An 18,745-nucleotide genomic window follows, 5' to 3' on the forward strand; every position below is an offset into this window, starting at 1 on the left:
AGTCAGCCATTTGTTTTTCTAAGACTACTCGTGACAACAAACTGGCTTATATAAGAAAGAGTAAGGCATTTAAAATACGTATTTTTCACTCTTATTTTTCCTTATATAAATCCTCAACATTAGACAGGAGTAAGCAAGTGAGAATTTGGCTTGTTGCATTAACTTCTTTGATTTTTCTTGCGGGCTGTGAGCAGGCAAGAGAGCAAGTACATTTAAGTGGTCCGACAATGGGGACCAGTTATAACATTAAGTACATCAATGGCGATGAATTTCCTGAGTCTAAAGAAGTTCATACCGAGATCGATCGTCTACTTGAAGAAGTGAATGATCAAATGTCGACTTACCGTGAAGATTCAGAGCTGAGCCGTTTCAACCAACACAAAGGTGCGGACGCATTCGAAGTATCTGAACAAACCGCTATCGTTGTGAAAGAAGCGATTCGTTTGAACGGTCTTACTGAAGGTGCATTGGATGTTACGGTTGGACCATTAGTTAACCTTTGGGGTTTTGGTCCAGAAGCACGTCCTGAAGTGGTTCCATCAGACGAAGAGCTTGCGGCTCGTAAGGCTAAGATTGGTATTCACCACTTAAGCGTTGAAGGTAATAAGCTAAGCAAAGATTTGCCTAACTTGTATGTTGACCTTTCGACTATCGCAAAAGGTTGGGGCGTGGATGTCGTTGCTGACTACCTCGATTCAATTGGCATTCATAACTACATGGTAGAAGTGGGCGGTGAAATCCGTTTGAAGGGCTTAAACCGTGAAAGTGTGGGTTGGCGTATCGCCATCGAGAAGCCAAGTGTTGACGAGCGCAACATTCAAGAGATCATCGAGCCTGGTGATATGGCGATCGCAACGTCTGGCGACTACCGAAACTATTTTGAGCGTGATGGTGTTCGTTATTCACACATCATCAACCCAGAAACAGGTAAGCCACTTCATCACAAAGTGGTTTCAGTGACTGTTTTAAACCCGTCTTCAATGACTGCAGACGGTTTATCTACTGGCCTTATGGTCTTAGGTGAAGAAAAAGGACTGGAAGTCGCAAACCAACATAACATCCCAGTGTTCATGGTGGTAAAAACAGCTGATGGCTTTAAAGAAATTGCTTCAGAAGCATTTAAGCCATACTTAGGTAAATAAGGTAAGCGAGATAATTATGAATACATTTCTGATTACATTTGGTGTTTTTCTTGCAGTAATCGCAGCGATGTCAATTGGCTATATTATCCAAAAGAAAGTTGTGAAAGGTAGCTGTGGTGGCTTAGGTGCTGTTGGTATTGATAAAGTATGTAACTGCCCTGAACCTTGTGATGCGCGTAAAAAACGTGAAGCACGTGAAGCATACCGTAAAGAGAAACTGGCAGAACGTCAACAAAAAGAAGCGGCTTGGAGTAAAGACCGTATCGCTTAATTGGTGACAGTCATAGGGGAATAGAGTTGTCTATGCCCTTAGAATAAGAAGCTCAAGATTATCGTCTTGAGCTTTTTTTGTTTGAGTGAACTGTCTATTTTGGAATGCTAAAAACGGAAACAAAAACGAATTTCTAGTGGTCGATTTGCATGTTATTGCGCGCAAAGACCAGTTGGTTCCTACCTTGTTCTTTTGCAGTATAAAGTAGTTCGTCCGCGGCTTTTATTTGCTCATCCAAACTGCCAACTAAGTCGCTTACCCCGATACTCATGCTGACTTTAATCCGTTGTGAGTCATGAATAACTTCTTGGTTTTGTATCGCAATCCTCATTGACTCTAGCGTGTCGACAAATTCTTCAAATGGTCGGCATGATTGAATGCAGAACTCTTCACCGCCGAAACGAACGGCGACATCATCTTTAAAATGATTTTTGATGATCTTTCCGACTTCAATGAGTACCGCATCGCCACCATCATGACCGTAGGTATCATTCACCTTTTTAAAGAAGTCTATATCCATCATGGCGATGCTGCGATGTTCGCAGCCTTTACATGTTTGATTGAATAGATAACGACGGTTCCAAAGCCCGGTCAGAGCATCTTCATTTGCATGACGAAATAGCTCATTGGTGGCCTCTTTCATATCGAGTAGCTGATGAATACGGCAGAAAAACTCTTCTTGGTTAAATGGCTTGTAAAGGAAGTCGTTGGCACCAGCCTTAAGGAAACGAGCTGTCATGGTTCGGTCGTCACTGCCAGATAGCCCAAGAATAGCGAGTTGATTACGATCATGGTGTACTCGAATGTCACGGGTCATCGAAATGCCATCTTTGTTTGGCATGTCATGATCGGTAACGACGAAAGTGATGTCGGGGTCGTTTTGGAGAAGCTCTAGTGCTTGTTCGCCATCTTCCGCTTGAATCGTTTGAATATATTGGTGCTCAAGAAGTTGCACTACATATCGACGAACAACAGCAGAATCATCAACAACCAAGGCTTTATGATATCGGTTATTTGAGATTCGATTAACCAGAGGAAGCAAATAACTGACTGATGACATGCTGTCTTTGAGGATGTAATCAATCACACCCTTCGCGAGTACTTGTTCTCGAAGTGTGTTGTTGAACATGCCGGTTAGGACTATGATTTTTTGTTGATAGCCGAGTACCAAATCAATGATCTCGCCATCTTGACCATCGGGTAAGCAGTAATCGAGCACCGCGCACAAGAAATCCGTATCTTGTTCTAAGATAGCTTTAGCTTCAGCCACTGATTCAGCCAGCGCAACCTCATAGCCATCATTTTTAAATTGCTGGTACAGGTAGTTTCTGAATGCTCGACTATCTTCGACTACTAGTATTTTATCACTCAAAAGTTATCCCTACTTATAGGTTAAATACTCTCTAACAATACTATCAGAATAGTAAGTGGCTAATGAAGTTAAAGCTATTTAGCTGGGCTCCAGATCATTTTAAATCTGAGAATAATTGATTATACTGTTTATAAATACAGTTGTAAGGTTGGGTTATTCCTAGATGTGTAGTGCGGGTGAAGAGAAAGTAAGAAAGATAATCCACGTTGATATGGACTGTTTTTACGCAGCTGTTGAAATGAGAGATAATCCTGCTTACCGAAATCGGCCACTTGCAGTAGGGGGGCATGAAAAGCAGCGTGGCGTTTTGAGTACCTGCAATTACGAAGCTCGCAAGTTTGGTATTCGTTCTGCAATGCCGACGGGAAAGGCGCTGCAGCTTTGTCCCAATCTGTTGGTTGTTCCTGGGAGGATGTCGGTCTACGTCGAGATATCGAAAAAGATTCGCGAGATTTTTTCTCGATATACATCCATCATTGAACCTCTGTCTTTAGATGAAGCTTTTCTTGATGTCACGGATTCGACGCTGTGTCGTGGCTCGGCAACACTGATTGCTGAATCAATTCGTCGCGATATCTGGAATGAACTTAACCTGACCGCTTCTGCTGGTATTGCGCCGATTAAATTTTTGGCGAAGGTGGCCTCGGATCTGAATAAGCCCAATGGTCAGTTTGTAATACCTCCACAAGACGTACAATCAGTGATAGATGAATTGCCACTCGAAAAAATCCCAGGCGTTGGCAAGGTCAGTATTGAAAAGCTCCATCAAGCTGGCTTCTTTACTTGTAAGGACATTAAGGAATCTGACTATCGAGATCTATTGCTCAGGTTTGGCCGTCAAGGCGCATCACTCTGGAAGCGCAGCCATGGTATTGATGACAGAGAAGTTATTATTGAGCGTGAACGAAAATCAGTAGGCGTAGAGCGAACTTTTACTCAGAATATTTCTACTTACGCAGAATGTTGGCAAGTAATAGAAGACAAGCTTTTTCCTGAGCTTGAAGCACGTCTAGAGAAAGCTAGCCCAAGTAAAGCTATCATCAAGCAGGGCATTAAGCTCAAGTTTGCCGACTTCCAGCAAACCACTATCGAGCACATACACGCCTCTCTCGATCGAGAGCACTTTAAAGAACTGTTGAGTGAGATACTCAAAAGGCAGCAAGGGCGAGAAATTCGCTTGCTTGGTTTAAGCGTAATGCTACAACCCAAAGACCAGATGCGTCAGTTGAGTTTCTTTTAGGGCTGTCTAGTTTAGAGGGGAATCAGAATAGAGGGGCGTCAAAATAGATGGTATTGAGAAGCACTGACTAGACTTGGTAGTCTAGTCAGTTTCTATATCAATACGTAAGATGCCTTATCTAGGAAGTTGTTTAACTCGCGCTAAGGTATCACTGAATGGTTGTTGCTCTAGCTTTCCGTATCCAACCATTTTACTGGCTTTAAGCTTGGTTGAAAGTGGAGTTGCGATTCCGCATAGAAAACGAGTAATGGCTTCGTCGGTGATCAATTGTTGACTCTTAGATACAAATTCATGAATCCATGTCATTACCGTTTCATCATCAATAGGCTCAACATCAATGGTTGGTAATATTGCTACTTGACCGCGACATACTGAGCAGTGACCACACTTGGCTGGCGCTTTATCATCGGCGAAGTAACTCGCAAGGCGAGAGCTTAGGCAGGTATCAGCCTCAAAGAAGCTCAGCATTTGGTTAAGGCGGTTGATCTCACTGTTCTCTTTTGCCTTAAACAACTCAGTTAAACGTTCTGATAATTGCATCATATCTTCAGACGTATTGTGGATCGCGTAAACATCCGTGATCTGTTTACTTTCCAATTCAATCCAGCCTTGTTCATTGAAGTAATCGATAGCCGCAATCACACGCTGACGATCTGCTTGAAAGTGAGTCCAAAGGGCATCGAAATCGACTTGGCACCAAACTCTGGCTTGAGGAGAGCATTGGAAGATCGCTTCTACAAAATGACGACGTTCGCCTTGGAATTGTTCGGTGATCTGCTGCTTAGTACGTATGAATTTAAATTTGTAGTCAGCAAAGTAGCTGTATTTAGGCTCAATCACGCCTTCAATTTCAAGATACACCAATAGCGTTTTTAGTGGTAACTGACGAATGTTGGACTCACGCGATAGTTGGTTGAGCATGATTTCCCATTGGTTTGTGCCAGAAGCCGCAATGTTTTGGTTTTCGTATATTTCTTTTAAGACCGTTTGAATTGATATGTTGTCTGGCGTGTCGCCAAAGACGAAGTTCTCTAGTGTACTTAGACCATATTTGTTGGCGAGAAGAATACATTCTGAAGGCTGACCATCTCTGCCGGCTCTGCCTATCTCTTGCGAGTAGTTTTCGATCGATTTCGGTAAGTCAAAGTGAATCACTCGGCGAATGTTGGACTTATCGACACCCATACCAAAAGCAATGGTTGCCACGATGCAGTTCACGTCATCGTTCATGAATTGATGCTGAATGGCATCTCTGTTTTCAGGCTTAAGACCGGCATGGTAAGCCACGGCATTAACGCCAGCATTACGGAGTTGCTGAGCCACCATCTCTGCTGTCTGTTGAAGGGTGACATAAACAATAGTCGGAGCGAGAGAAGCTTGGTTAACGACATTGCACAAGGTTTCTAGTTTGCTGGTTTGTTCGCAAGGTTGAATCGACAGGTCGAGGTTTTGACGATAGAAACCCGTAACCACAACGCGTTCCTCATCAATTTCAAACTTCGACTTCATATCTTGGATAACCGATGTCGTCGCAGTAGCTGTCAGTAGCAGTACTTGTGGAATATTGAGCTGCTTTTGGTATTGGGGAAGCTTCAGGTAGTCTGGTCTGAAGTTGTGTCCCCATTCTGATATACAGTGTGCTTCATCAACTACGAGCATAGAGATGGGAACTTGGGAGATAAACTGACGAAAGCGTTCGTTCTTCAAGCGCTCAACAGAGATCATTAGGATTTTAGTATCGCCGTTACGCACGGATTGCATCACCTGTTGTGTGGTTTGTCTGTCTTGGCTTGATTCGATTGCAGCCGCGCTTATTCCCTTACTGTGTAAGAAGCTGAGCTGGTCTTTCATTAAGGCTAACAATGGTGATATCACTAAGGTTAAGTGCGGCAACTCTAGTGCTGGCAATTGGTAGCAAAGCGACTTGCCTGAGCCTGTTGGGAATATAGCGGCAGTCGAGTGACCAGATAGAACATTATCAATGACTTGCTTTTGCCCATTACGCAGTGAGTCGAATCCGAATACTTGTTTTAGCTTCTGCTCAATCATTTATGTTCTACCTGAGTTATTAAGTGTCGTATTGATGTTAAAGCGGGCGCCTATTGATGATTGCGTCGCTTGATGAATCAAATGTCTTGCACCTGATTGTACCTAATTCTATTCTGTAGCTCCTATAGAAAAGCACCCCAATAGTATGAATAAGTCTGAGCTTCGCCAAATAATCATAGAGCAACTCGAATCCCGATTACGTATCGCACAATCTGCTACTCAACGCGCTATTGATGCTGCGACCGATGAAGAGACTGTGCCTGAGCATAAGTACGACACTCTGGCTCTAGAAGCTTCGTATCTTGCTCACGGTCAAGCTGTAAGAGTGCAAGAGTGTGAAGATGACATTCAGTGTTATCGTAACTTAGTGCTGCGTGATAGTGAGAGGATTACAGTGAGCAGCTATGTTGTGGTCATTGACGAGCATGATCAATATAAACATTTTTTTATGGGGCCGAGAGTCGGTGGGCTTTCTGTTACGTGGAATAACAATGAAGTTGCTATCGTGACGGAAAATGCACCTTTTGGTCAGGCTCTAATGGGGAAAGAAGTCGGTGATGAGATTGAGTTTAAGGTCGCAGATAAACAGTTTTGCTATGAAGTAATATCTATCGACTAACTGAGTAACGGATATATATAAAACGTTTCTCTGACAAAGAAGCATATACCAAGGGTATAGTAATCTGTCAGATTGATGAGAGGATGTTATGAAAAACAATGTATTTATGAAAAACAAAATGTTTATGAAGAACAGTGTATTAATCGCATCGTTAACAGCGGTAATCTCTGTTGTGAGCCTGCCAACTTTTGCTGCTCAGTGTCGAGTTGATTTGAAAAATGAATTGCGAATCGATGACCAGAAAGTCGAAATCCACCAAGTGAATGGTGATACTGCCGTTTTTGATGGTAACAACGACTTATATATCCATGGTGAGAAGGTTGAGCTTGATGCCGACCAACAAGCGGCGATTGAGAAATACCGCGAAAAAGTGAGTGAGTACTTGCCACGAGCGAAACAAATGGCTAACGATGGCTTAGCGTTAGCGAATGACGTTATTGATGACATTGCTGCTAGCCTAGATTCACCGGAATCATTTGATAATGTAAAAGAGTCAATGAAAACCTACTTTGATGAACTGGAAGCTCGTTACTACAAAGATGGCGAGTTAGTGTTACCAGCAGACAGTTTTGATTCGATGGCCAATGGTTGGTCTGAAGATTTCGAGAAGGCTAAGGAGATCTTTAACCAAGAATTTATCTCTAGCGCTTTTAATGCGATGTCAGAAAAAATGAAACAAGATGGTGGCTTAAATCTTACTGAATTGGCTGACAGCATGGCTGCATTAAAGCTTAAAGTTGAAGAGCGCATGAAAGAACACTCTCAACAAGTGCAAGAGGAAGCGAATGAGTTCTGTGATTCTCTTGATGAGATGGCAGAACAAGAGCAACAGCTGCATGAAATCATTCCGAACCTAAAAGACTATCAAGTCTTCACGATCTAATCTGAATCTAACTATAAGTCACAAGAGCACCATTTGGTGCTCTTTTTGTTCGTATAAATTGAACAAAAAGACGAATATTCATCTCAATTCAATCAATTGTCTCTCTAGTCCTGAACCTTGCTTTACTGCTTATAAGTAAACGATAAGACCGGTCATTTGTTAATTTAATGGTTCTAAATAGCGCATTTGTTGTAAAAACTAGAAGATTGCTCATTTATTAGTTGTACCTATCATTGCTTTTGATTACTGTACTTCCCAACTAGTTCACTGATTTTTGATGCGGGCAATATGGACCAACAATCTTCCTCTTCAAGAGAGCACTTTAGCTCTCGTTTGGGTTTTATTTTAGCAGCGGCGGGTGCAGCTGTTGGCTTAGGTAATATTTGGGGTTTCCCAACCCAAGTCGCCAGTAACGGCGGTGGTGCTTTTCTGCTTGTTTACCTAATTATGATTTTCGTGGTTGCTTTCCCTATGCTAGTGGTTGAGATGGCTATTGGTCGACATGGCCAAGCAAACCCTGTCGATAGCATGCGTTCTTTGACTACAAACCCGTTAGGCAAGAAAGTCGGTGAATTTGTCGGTTGGATTGGGTTGAGTGTTCCAAGTGCCGTGCTAGCGTTTTATAGCATTGTCGGTGGTTGGTTGATCTGCTTCCTAATTGGTGCTGTCGCTGACCTGATTGGTCTAGAGGCTGCTGCTGATTGGTTTAAAGGCTTCAGTGTTGAGCGCAATGTTTTTGGTACCGTCGCATTCTATGTACTGACTATCTTGATTGTTCAGGGCGGTGTTAAGCAGGGGATCGAGAAATGGTCGACCCGTTTGATGCCTGCGCTATTTGTGTTATTTGGCTTATTGTTTGTTTACATCATGACGCAATCTGGCGCGATGGAAGGCCTAAAACATTACCTTGTTCCAGACTTTGAGAAAGTGTGGGATAGAAAACTGATTCTGGCGGCAATGGGACAGGGCTTCTTCTCGCTCACTATTGGCGGTTGCTCGATGTTGGTTTATGGCTCTTACTTAAGTAAGAAAGAGAACCTGCCAAAAATGGCAATGAACGTTACCTTAGTTGATACCGCGGTTGCTTTTATTGCGGGTTTAGTCGTGATGCCTGCGATGTTTGTTGCGATGCAAAAAGGTGTTCAAATCTATGCTGAAGATGGCTCATTACTGAGCTCTGATACCCTAGTATTTACGGTTCTGCCTTTGATGTTTGATAGCTTAGGTATGCTGGGTCAGGTCTTCGCAATTGTATTCTTCTTATTACTAACGATTGCTGCACTTACTTCATCGATTTCAATGTTGGAAGCCCCTGTCGCTCTTGTTAGTGAGCGTTTCAAGACTAGACGAACGCCAACAAGTTGGGTAATTGGTGGTGCTATCGCATTGTTCAGTGTGGTGATTGTTTACAACTTTGCTGCGATGTTTGGCATGGTAGCGATGATTGCGACTCAGTACCTTCAACCAGTCGCTGCACTGATGTTCTGTGTGTTTGGTGGTTGGGTATGGAGCCGAGCGTCAAAAGTGAAAGAGCTTGAGCAAGGTTGTCCTGACTTTCAACTTGGTTGGTTTGGTAAGGTTTGGCCAATATATGTGAAGTTCGTGTGCCCAATTTTAGTCGCAACGGTTATCTGGGCATCTTTTGGCTAGTAGACCATTTAACATCTAGATGATTAGACTTGCAGTTCAAGGCCACTCTTAATGAGTGGCTTTGTTGTTTTTGTATCGAACAAGCTTGTTCGATAGAAAAAAGGCGCTGAACATAAAATTCAGCGCCTTTGTATTGTTCGTTAAGCAATCGTGATTACTTAATTTCCATACCTTGTGCTTGCAAGTCTGCATGGTAAGAAGAACGTACAAACGGACCACATGCTGCGTGAGTGAAGCCTAGCTCTAGAGCAATCTCTTTCAACTCATCAAACTCAGAAGGCGGCACGTAGCGTTCAACTGGCAAGTGGTGACGGCTTGGTGCTAGGTATTGGCCTAGAGTCAGCATCGTTACACCATGTTCACGAAGATCTTTCAATACTTGAACGATCTCTTCTTTCGTCTCACCAAGGCCCATCATCACACCTGATTTGGTTGGGATGCTTGGATGCTGCTCTTTGAATTTTCTTAACAGATCAAGAGACCACTTGTAGTTCGCACCTGGACGCGCTTTACGGTATAGACGCGGCGCTGTCTCTAGGTTGTGGTTGAAAACATCTGGTGGGTTGTCTTTCATTAGTTCAAGCGCAACGTCCATACGACCACGGAAGTCCGGAACCAGTGTTTCGATACGAATGTTTGGGTTTTGCTCGCGAATTTCACGGTTACAATCAGCAAAGTGTTGAGCACCGCCATCACGTAAGTCATCACGGTCTACTGAAGTGATTACAACGTACTTCAGTTTCATGTCTTTAATCGTCTTAGCCAGTTTCTTCGGCTCTTCGGCTTCTGGAGCATTCGGTCGACCATGGGCAACATCACAGAACGGGCAGCGACGAGTACAGATAGCGCCAAGAATCATAAACGTTGCCGTGCCGTGGTTAAAACACTCAGCTAGGTTAGGGCAAGACGCTTCTTCACAAACTGAGTGCAGGTTGTTTTTGCGCATTGCAGATTTGATTTCTTGAATACGATGGCTGTCTGAAGGAAGTTTAATCTTCATCCATGCAGGCTTACGTAAAACTTCTTTCTGTTCAGCAGGCATATTCTTTACGGGAATTAATGCCATTTTGTCAGCGTCACGATATTTAACGCCTTTTTCCATTTGGATTGGTTTGCTCATGATTTTATGCTTCTGCTGTAATGTTACTGGTGGCTTGAATGTCTACTTGGTCATAGCCGAGTAGTTCTACGAGCTCTTGTATTAACTGTTGCTCAACGTTTTCTAGTTCACTTGGACCGCCGAGTTGGCTTACTTGCGCCATTTCCATCCCTTGGTAACCACATGGGTTAATACGTTGGAATGGAGACAAGTCCATATCGACGTTGAGTGCTAGCCCGTGGAACGAGCAGCCGCGTCGAATCCGTAATCCGAGTGAACAGATTTTCTTGCCATCGACATAAACACCAGGAGCGTCAGGTCGGGCAGTTGAATCTATATTGTAAGCTTTCAGAGTATTGATTACGAGGTTCTCAATATGAGTAACCAAATCACGCACTCCGAATTTCTTGCGGCGGATGTTTATCAGGAAGTAAGCGACTAACTGACCGGGCCCGTGGTACGTCACTTGGCCACCGCGATCGCTTTGTATCACAGGGATATCACCAGCATTTAATACATGCTCAGCTTTACCTGCTTGTCCTTGAGTGAAAACTGGGTTGTGTTCAACCAACCAAATTTGGTCTACGTCTTCATCCGTGCGTTCGTCTGTGAACTTATGCATGGCTTTCCATACAGGTTCGTAATCCTGACGACCTAATTTTTTTACGATTAGCTTATTTTGCAAAGCGGCACTTCCTCAAGGATTAATAAAGTGAGCGCATTATAAACGCGAAACAGGTTTCTAACTACAGACGGACAGCAAGGTTTTTCAACTTTCTTTGTATTTATTGAAAATTAAGTTGAGTGCTTTGGAAGGGAAGCGAGGGTTTTAAACAAAAACAGCGGCAATAAGCCGCTGTTTTTCATGCGTAATCGAAAGTTACAGAACCATACGAACGATTTCGATTTCGCCCAGTTCTTTATATAGCGTTTCTACTTGCTCAATTGAAGTCGCAGTAATATTGATAGAAACAGAGTGGTAGTTACCTTTCGCACTCGGTTTTAGAGTTGGGCTGTAGTCACCAGGAGCATGACGCTGGATCACTTCTAGTACTAGTTCTGTAAGTTCTGGCTTAGCGTAGCCCATAACTTTGTAAGTGAATGAACAAGGGAACTCTAAGAGGTCTTTTAGTTTTGCATCAGAATTGATGTTCATGATTAGCTCCAAAAGGCTAGACTCTCGCAAATTGGCGAAATGTCGATAAAAAGCGTGTTCGGTCAACAGACACGAGTAATAAGGCGGAATATTACGTGTAAATATCACCGAACTCAAGATCAACAAAAGCCGCACATGGCGGCTTTTGTTTAGCTAATGAGCAAATCATGAACTTACTCATTAGGTTAGCTATACAGCAAGCTTAGATTTTACGTAGAACAAACTGTTGACTGGTTTAGAACAAACCTTTAAACAGCAGTACTAGGTAATCCCACAGGCGGCTAAATAGGCTGCCTTGGTCTACATCTTCAAGTGCAAGTAGTGGGTATTCAGCAACGTCTTCACCGTCGACTTGGTAGAATAGTTTACCCACAACGTCGCCTTTGCTGATTGGTGCTTCTAGCTCTTTCTCAAGAACGAAGCTTGCCTTCAGGTTCTTAGCTTGGCCACGAGGCAGAGTCACGAACGTATCTTCGTCGACACCGAGTGCAACCGTGTCCTTGCTACCCATCCAGATCTTCTCTTCAACGAAGGTTTCACCAGCGGTGTGTGGTGCTACTGTTTCGAAGAAGCGGAAACCGTAGCTAAGCAGTTTTTTGCTTTCTGTTTTACGAGCGTTAGCATTCTTGGTGCCCATAACAACAGCAACTAGGCGCATTTTACCTTCGGTTGCTGAGCTTACTAGGCTGTAACCTGCATTGCTTGTGTGGCCCGTTTTAATGCCATCAACGTTCATGCTCTTATCCCATAACAGGCCGTTGCGGTTGTACTGGGTGATGCCGTTGTAAGTGAATTTCTTTTGTGAGTAGATACGGTACTCATCAGGAACGTCGCGAATCAGCGCCTGACCTAGTAGCGCCATATCGTAAGGCGTTGAGTAAAGGTTAGGGTTGTCTAGACCGTGCACGTTAGCAAAGTGCGTGTCTTTCATGCCGATAGAGCTCGCCCATGCGTTCATTAAGTCAACAAATGCATCTTCAGAGCCGGCAATATGTTCAGCCATCGCAACACAAGCATCGTTACCTGATTGAATAATGATACCGCGGTTCAGCTCTTCAACTTTAACGGTTGTACCCACTTCAATGAACATCTTAGATGAATCAGGGAAGTTTTTAGCCCAAGCATTTTCACTGATAACAACATCGTCGTTTAGGTTGATGTTGCCACGCTCTAGCTCTTGGCCGACTACGTAGCTCGTCATCATCTTGGTTAAACTTGCTGGAGAAAGTTGAGTGTTCATCTCTTTCTCTGCGAGTACTTTGCCTGAATGGTAATCCATCAGAACAAATCCCTTAGCAGCGATTTGAGGAGCGTCAGGAACAATAATAGGAGCGGCGAATGACGATGTTGCTATCGTTGCAGAAAGTGCAACTGAAGTAGCAAAAATCGATTTAACAAGTTTATTAGATTTAATCATTTTGAATGCAATTATTAGGTGAACTATTCATATATTAACAGAATCACTCTGTCACACCAGAGCGCTGATTACCAGAAGTAACTGTTAGATAAATTAGCGAGTTAGCGTGTGTTTTTTTATATAAGCTGACGGGTAACCCATTAGCTTAACTTGTTCTAATTTTTCTTGAGTCAGAGCATAGTCATGAAATGGGCCGAGCATCAGGCGGTAGTTATCATCATTTGGCTGCAAGAACGTTGCTACAGCTAACTTTTCGCCTAGATCTTTGGCTAACTTCTCGGTTCTATCTTCATGTGGAGAAGTGACTACTTGAATAATAAATTGAGGTAAAGCCGCCTTTTTATTTGCGTCAGTTGGCATAGCCACAGTGATGACTTCTATCTCAACATTTGCCGTGCCTGTTCTCAATACATCGAGTTTGTATGCCGCGGCATAACTAAGGTCAATGATTCGCCCTTCATGAAATGGACCTCGGTCATTGATGCGCACAATCGTCGTTTTGTCATTGTCGGTATTCGTCACTTTTACATAGCTCGGAATCGGCAATGTTTTGTGTGCCGCAGACATCGAATACATGTCGTAGATCTCGCCATTCGACGTTAAATGACCATGAAATTTCTTACCGTACCAAGAGGCTTTGCCTTTCTCAGTAAACCCTTCTGTCTTCTTTACGATCTTGTAGTCTTCGCCACGCAAAGTGTAATCCGTGTTACCACCTAAACTATAAGGTTCATACTGAGGGTGAGCATCCTCGAGATGCTCTACTGAGATTGGTGCGTCTGGTGCAATATCTGAATCTATATCGTAGCGGCCTGTTGGTTCTGTCGAAGAACAACCGTTTATAACAACGGCTAGGCTCAATATAGACACTAGTTTTTTTATTGGCAGCTCATTAACCAAAGATGTTTTTATAGGAGTTACTTTAACAGACATCAATTAGGTCGCCTTTGAGAATGCTTTTCTGTGTGTATGGATTGACATTAAAATACCGAAACCGGCCATAAGGGTAACCATAGAGGTACCGCCATAGCTGACCAGAGGTAGAGGGACACCCACCACAGGTAGAATGCCGCTTACCATACCAATGTTTACGAAAATATAGACGAAGAAACTCAGTACGATACTGCCGCCCATCATTCGACCAAATGCTGTTTGAGCTTGGCTAGCAAGCACTAGGCCACGGCCAATAATGAACAGGTAGATAGCGAGCAAAAACAAAATACCAATCATGCCCCACTCTTCGGCGATGACCGCAAAAATAAAGTCGGTATGGCGCTCTGGAATGAACTCTAGTTGAGATTGGGTACCTTGCAGCCAACCTTTTCCTGATATACCACCAGAGCCAATTGCAATCTTACTTTGGATGATGTGATAGCCTGCACCTAATGGATCTGATTCAGGGTCAAAAAGGGTTCTTACACGAACTTTTTGATATTCACGCATCAAGAAGAACCATAAGATTGGAATAAACCCACCCAGTGCAATCGCGGCACTAGCAATGATCTTCCAACTAATACCTGCCAGGAATATCACGAAGATACCGGATGCTGCGATGAGTATCGATGTGCCTAGATCTGGCTGTTTAGCGATAAGGATTGTAGGTACAAACACCATCACTAATGAGATAGCTAAGGTTTGGAAAGTGGGTGGCAGTGAGCGCTTACCAATAAATCGAGCCAGCATCAAAGGTACTGCAAGCTTCAATAGTTCAGAGGGTTGGAATCGAATAAAGCCGAAGTTTAACCAGCGCTGTGCACCTTTAGAGGCCTCGCCAAAGAACAACACTCCGAGTAGTAGAATAACGCCGCCCGCAAACAGTAGTGGAGCCAAGGTCTCATAAGTACGAGGCGAGATTTGCGCTAAAAAGATCATCACACCTAAAGACAGCACCATACGCATCGCTTGGCGATCCATCATCGCAAGGCTTTGTCCGCTTGCGCTGTACATGATCAATAGGGCAAAGCCCATTAAAACCAGAATGCCAAGTAATAGCGGCAGGTCGATATGCAGCCGTTCAAATAGGGCTCTATTTCGTCCAGTTGAAGGATCAAGTTTCATTATTTTATGGGCTCACTTTCATAATCTTCTGCAAGAATAATATGGTCTAAAATTCTTCTTACAACTGGGCCACCATTTGATGACCCACCACCGGCATTCTCCAAAACGATAGTTACGACCGCTTCAGGATCTTCAAAAGGCGCATAACCGGTGAAGAGGGCATGATCGCGTAAATGTTCTGCGATTTCATCTGCGTTGTATTCTTCATCTTCTTTTAGACCGAAGACTTGTGCAGTACCTGATTTACCAGCAGTTTGATAAGACATTTTTTGGAATGAGCGTCTTGCTGTGCCTTTCTTTCCGTGGTTTACCAATCTCATGCCTTCTTGCGCGATATCCCAGTATCTCTGCTTAACACCAGTTACCGGAGGGTACGTTTCGATTTCAGATATCGTTTGTTCATCGAACGGTTGACCGTTCTCAATTGTCGCGCGTAGTAAATGGGGAGCGGTTACCTCTCCTTCATTGACCAATACTGAAGTCGCTTTTGCAATCTGCATTGGTGTTGCTGTCCAGTAGCCCTGGCCAATACCGACAGGGATGGTGTCACCTTGATACCAAGGTACACGGTGTCTGGCCATTTTCCATTCGCGAGTGGGCATATTCGCTTTGCTTTCTTCGTAAATGTCGATGCCAGTGTAATCACCAAAACCGAATAACATCATCCATTTAGATAAGCGATCGATGCCTAAATCAAATGAGATTTGGTAGAAGAAGGTATCAACCGATTCTTCAATGGCTTTCTCTATGTCAACGACACCGTGTCCCCAACGTAACCAGTCGCGGAACGGCTTCGTTTTCGAGTTTGGAATCTTCCAATAGCCCGGGTCATTACGCGTTGTGTTGGGTGTAATCACACCTTCTTGCAGAGCTGCGACGGCAATGAAGGGTTTGATCGTCGATGCCGGCGGATAAATTCCTAGCGTTGCGCGGTTAACTAAAGGTCGGTCTTTGTCTTGAAGCAGAGCATTATAACCTTTCGAAGAAATACCATGCACAAAGGCATTTGGGTCGTAGCTTGGGCTGGAAACCATGGCTAATACGCCATTGTCTTTCGGGTCGAGAACCACTGCTGAACCACGACGTCCATCAAGCAGTTTATGCACGTATAGCTGAAGTTTGATATCTAAGTTGAGCACGATATCTTTGCCCGGAGCCGAAGGCACAAATTTAAGAGTGCGGATCACTCGTCCACGGCTGTTTACTTCGACTTCTTGATAGCCAGCGGTGCCGTGTAGCATGTCTTCGTAATAGCGCTCAATGCCGAGTTTACCGATATCGCGGGTGGCTTGGTAATTGGCGTCTTTCTCTTCACGAACCAAGCGCTGCATGTCGCGATCGTTGATTCGCGAGACATAGCCAATTACGTGGGTGAGAACATCACCATAAGGGTAGAAACGTTTTAGCGTACCTGTCACTTCAACGCCTGGGAACTTATGTTGATTTACAGAAAAGACCGCCACTTGTTCTTCGGTGAGCTGATTTAGAATCGGTACTGATTTGAAGCGACGTGAATTACGACGATCACGATTAAAACGTTCGATACGCTCCGGTGGTATGTCAATTAACGCTTGTAAACGAACAAGCGTATCTTCCATGTTTTTGACTTTTTCTGGGGTGATCTCCAGATTAAAAACGGGCCGGTTTTCTGCAAGAAGTACACCGTTGCGGTCGTAAATTAAACCACGGTTGGGTGCGATTGGAACAACTTTGATGCGGTTGTCGTTGGAGCGGGTTTTATAGTCCTGATATTGATTAACTTGGATATTGTAAAGGTTCACAACCAGTAAGCTCATCATCACTATAATCCCTGCAAACGCAACAAAAGCACGACTAGTAAATAGTCGTGCTTCTGCTTTGTAATCACGAATTTGGCTACGTTTACGTAACATTAACGCTTATTCTCGATGATAAGGGTGGTTAGCAGTGACGCTCCAAGCTCGATACAAGCTTTCAGCCATGATAACGCGTACTAATGGGTGAGGGAGAGTAAGTGCTGACAGAGACCAGCTTTGGTCTGCTGCCGCTTTACATGCTGGTGCTAATCCTTCAGGCCCGCCAATAAGGATAGAAACGTCACGGCCATCCAGCTTCCAACTTTCCAATTGCTCTGCGAGTTGAGGCGTATCCCACTTTCTTCCTGGGATATCAAGTGTGACAATGCGGTTGCCTTTTGGAACTGCAGCTAACATTGCTTCGCCTTCTTTTTGAAGAATACGTGCAATATCGGCATTTTTACCGCGTTTTCCCGCAGTGATTTCAATGAGTTCTAATGGCATATCATGAGGGAAGCGGCGTTTATATTCTTTAAAGCCTTCTTCAACCCACTTTGGCATTTTTGTACCAACTGCGATTAACTGGATCTTCAAAGCTTAGCCCCAAAGTTTTTCTAGTTGGTACAGTTCACGATGCTCTTCTTGCATAACGTGAAGCATGCTTGTGCCCATATCTAGAACAACCCATTCACCTTCTTTTTGGCCGTCCATGCCAAGGGGATTCATGCCAGCCTTGCGCACTTCATCAGCAACATGCTGTGCAATAGAGGCAACATGGCGCTTAGATGTACCAGTACAAACAATCATGTAGTCAGTAACACTTGATTTGCCTTCTACATCGATAGTCACAATCGATTCTGCTTTCATGTCGTCGGCTTTGTCTGCAAGAAAATCTTTTAGTTCTTCACGTAACACGGGGTGTTCCTTTAATCTGAGTTTAGCTTTTTAGGGTCTGTTGACCCTAGAATATACCACGCTTTTATGCGTGAAATGGGATTGAAGCTGAAGGGGTACAAAACTCTACGCTTAACTGATGAATTAGTGGCCAAGGCGACTGTTCATATTGCGTTTTTGTCATTAATTCTACTTGAGTGAGTAGCGCAAACAGGGAGTGTAATTGAGATATCGAAACTCTTGTTAGCGCAGCGTTATAAATAGTTTTTTTGGATTGCCAGACACGGTGCTTTTCAAATACCTGCGCGATTGGCATCTGCTTCATTTGTTGCTGCATTTGTAATAGCAGAGCAAGCTCACGTTGTATGCTGCGCAATAAGATAACGGGTTCGACACCTTCGGCTTCTAACTGACGCAGGATTCGCTGTGCACGATTGCCTTTGCCTGCTAATAACGCATCACTCCAATGGAATGGCGTAAAGTGGTTGTGTCGACTCAGCGATTCTTCTAAACGTACTAATGTGAGCTTTCCATCTGGGTATTGGAGAGCCAGTTTTTCTAGGCTTTGGGTGAGCGCAAATAGATTACCCTCATGCCATTGCGCCAACATTTGTATCGCTTCAGGATCCGGTGATAAGCCGAACTGACGACAGCGTGTTTGAACAAACTGAGGTAATCGGCTAACGTCTGGGGTTAGGCAGCTGATCCAGTGGCCTTGATTCGAGAGTGCTTTAAACCACTTAGCGCTTTCTTGAGCTTTAGTGAGCTTGGTACCCACCAAGATCAACAAGATGTCGCTATGAATATGCTCTGAAATTGCGAGCAGCTCTTTTGCTATTGCGGCATTGACCCCGGACTCTGGCAATTCAAGTTCGATGAGCTGACGACTAGAGAATAGGCTCAATGCTTGAGTGCAGTCGTAAACTTGATTCCAGTCGAGACTGCTATCAATAGCAAAGCGGTGGCGTTCTTCGAAACCTTGCTCTTTGGCTGTCTTTTGAATCGCTTCTCGGCTTTCCTGCAGTAGTAAAGGTTCGTTACCAAAAATTAGGTAAACGTTGCTTAACTGCTTAGCAAGTTGCTCAGATAAACGATCAGCAAAAATACGCATTAAATAAAC

The 18,745-nt window shown here is 43.8% G+C and carries 18 protein-coding genes; 6 read left to right on the forward strand and 12 right to left on the reverse strand.

The window, feature by feature from the left end:
• Window positions 1–137 precede the first annotated feature (137 nt).
• Both ACED59_RS09100 and nqrM read left to right on the forward strand, forming a co-directional pair.
• The gene (locus ACED59_RS09100) at window positions 138–1,142 is read left to right on the forward strand and encodes an FAD:protein FMN transferase (RefSeq protein WP_009848377.1); all 1,005 of its coding nucleotides are present in this window, start codon (window positions 138–140) and stop codon (window positions 1,140–1,142) included.
• A gap of 16 nt (window positions 1,143–1,158) precedes the next feature.
• A complete protein-coding gene (nqrM, locus tag ACED59_RS09105; RefSeq protein ID WP_017098019.1) occupies window positions 1,159–1,413 on the forward strand; it encodes a (Na+)-NQR maturation NqrM in 255 nt (84 codons plus the stop codon).
• A 133-nt stretch (window positions 1,414–1,546) separates the two neighbouring features.
• Here nqrM and ACED59_RS09110 read toward each other — a convergent pair whose 3' ends face one another.
• Window positions 1,547–2,785: a diguanylate cyclase gene (locus ACED59_RS09110; protein ID WP_017098018.1), complete on the reverse strand. Its 1,239-nt coding sequence runs from the start codon at window positions 2,783–2,785 to the stop codon at window positions 1,547–1,549.
• A 163-nt stretch (window positions 2,786–2,948) separates the two neighbouring features.
• Here ACED59_RS09110 and dinB point away from each other — a divergent pair, with 163 nt between their 5' ends.
• Window positions 2,949–4,025 (forward strand): DNA polymerase IV, encoded by a 1,077-nt coding sequence (gene dinB / locus ACED59_RS09115; protein WP_102258205.1) that lies wholly within the window; start codon window positions 2,949–2,951, stop codon window positions 4,023–4,025.
• A 114-nt stretch (window positions 4,026–4,139) separates the two neighbouring features.
• On the opposite strand, the gene ACED59_RS09120 is transcribed toward dinB, so the two are convergent.
• Window positions 4,140–6,074 (reverse strand): ATP-dependent DNA helicase RecQ, encoded by a 1,935-nt coding sequence (locus ACED59_RS09120; protein WP_017096216.1) that lies wholly within the window; start codon window positions 6,072–6,074, stop codon window positions 4,140–4,142.
• Window positions 6,075–6,219: 145 nt separating this feature from the next.
• Between ACED59_RS09120 and ACED59_RS09125 the strand changes: the two genes are divergently transcribed.
• The 3 genes from ACED59_RS09125 to ACED59_RS09135 all read left to right on the forward strand — a co-directional run bounded on the left by ACED59_RS09125 (window position 6,220) and on the right by ACED59_RS09135 (window position 9,226).
• A complete protein-coding gene (locus tag ACED59_RS09125) occupies window positions 6,220–6,693 on the forward strand; it encodes a GreA/GreB family elongation factor (RefSeq protein WP_017096215.1) in 474 nt (157 codons plus the stop codon).
• 88 nt (window positions 6,694–6,781) lie between these two features.
• Complete coding sequence (locus tag ACED59_RS09130) at window positions 6,782–7,576, forward strand: YggN family protein (RefSeq protein ID WP_009848383.1); 795 nt, start codon at window positions 6,782–6,784, stop codon at window positions 7,574–7,576.
• 288 nt (window positions 7,577–7,864) lie between these two features.
• Window positions 7,865–9,226, forward strand: a complete 1,362-nt coding sequence (locus tag ACED59_RS09135) for a sodium-dependent transporter (RefSeq protein ID WP_017096214.1) — start codon at window positions 7,865–7,867, stop codon at window positions 9,224–9,226.
• A 154-nt stretch (window positions 9,227–9,380) separates the two neighbouring features.
• Here ACED59_RS09135 and lipA read toward each other — a convergent pair whose 3' ends face one another.
• The 10 genes from lipA to holA all read right to left on the reverse strand — a co-directional run bounded on the left by lipA (window position 9,381) and on the right by holA (window position 18,736).
• Complete coding sequence (lipA, locus tag ACED59_RS09140; RefSeq protein ID WP_017096213.1) at window positions 9,381–10,346, reverse strand: lipoyl synthase; 966 nt, start codon at window positions 10,344–10,346, stop codon at window positions 9,381–9,383.
• Window positions 10,347–10,350: 4 nt separating this feature from the next.
• Window positions 10,351–11,010, reverse strand: coding sequence for a lipoyl(octanoyl) transferase LipB (gene lipB, locus ACED59_RS09145; protein WP_012603371.1), 660 nt, complete (start codon window positions 11,008–11,010; stop codon window positions 10,351–10,353).
• 195 nt (window positions 11,011–11,205) lie between these two features.
• Window positions 11,206–11,484 (reverse strand): DUF493 family protein YbeD, encoded by a 279-nt coding sequence (gene ybeD / locus ACED59_RS09150; protein WP_029223108.1) that lies wholly within the window; start codon window positions 11,482–11,484, stop codon window positions 11,206–11,208.
• 232 nt (window positions 11,485–11,716) lie between these two features.
• Window positions 11,717–12,898: a serine hydrolase gene (locus tag ACED59_RS09155; RefSeq protein ID WP_012603373.1), complete on the reverse strand. Its 1,182-nt coding sequence runs from the start codon at window positions 12,896–12,898 to the stop codon at window positions 11,717–11,719.
• A 93-nt stretch (window positions 12,899–12,991) separates the two neighbouring features.
• Window positions 12,992–13,831, reverse strand: coding sequence for a septal ring lytic transglycosylase RlpA family protein (locus tag ACED59_RS09160; protein ID WP_029223707.1), 840 nt, complete (start codon window positions 13,829–13,831; stop codon window positions 12,992–12,994).
• 3 nt (window positions 13,832–13,834) lie between these two features.
• Complete coding sequence (gene rodA / locus ACED59_RS09165; protein ID WP_009848472.1) at window positions 13,835–14,956, reverse strand: rod shape-determining protein RodA; 1,122 nt, start codon at window positions 14,954–14,956, stop codon at window positions 13,835–13,837.
• Window positions 14,956–16,848, reverse strand: coding sequence for a penicillin-binding protein 2 (gene mrdA / locus ACED59_RS09170; RefSeq protein WP_012603375.1), 1,893 nt, complete (start codon window positions 16,846–16,848; stop codon window positions 14,956–14,958). The genes rodA and mrdA overlap by 1 nt, the downstream gene beginning before the upstream one ends.
• Window positions 16,849–16,854: 6 nt before the next feature.
• Window positions 16,855–17,325 (reverse strand): 23S rRNA (pseudouridine(1915)-N(3))-methyltransferase RlmH, encoded by a 471-nt coding sequence (rlmH, locus tag ACED59_RS09175; protein ID WP_017096211.1) that lies wholly within the window; start codon window positions 17,323–17,325, stop codon window positions 16,855–16,857.
• Between the two features lie 3 nt (window positions 17,326–17,328).
• Window positions 17,329–17,646, reverse strand: a complete 318-nt coding sequence (rsfS, locus tag ACED59_RS09180) for a ribosome silencing factor (RefSeq protein ID WP_009848475.1) — start codon at window positions 17,644–17,646, stop codon at window positions 17,329–17,331.
• A gap of 64 nt (window positions 17,647–17,710) precedes the next feature.
• Window positions 17,711–18,736 carry a DNA polymerase III subunit delta gene (holA, locus tag ACED59_RS09185; RefSeq protein WP_017096210.1) on the reverse strand — a complete coding sequence of 342 codons (1,026 nt, stop codon included), beginning with the start codon at window positions 18,734–18,736 and terminating at the stop codon, window positions 17,711–17,713.
• Window positions 18,737–18,745 lie beyond the last annotated feature (9 nt).

This window comes from Vibrio sp. FF266 (assembly GCF_041439695.1).
Lineage (GTDB): Bacteria > Pseudomonadota > Gammaproteobacteria > Enterobacterales > Vibrionaceae > Vibrio > Vibrio tasmaniensis_A.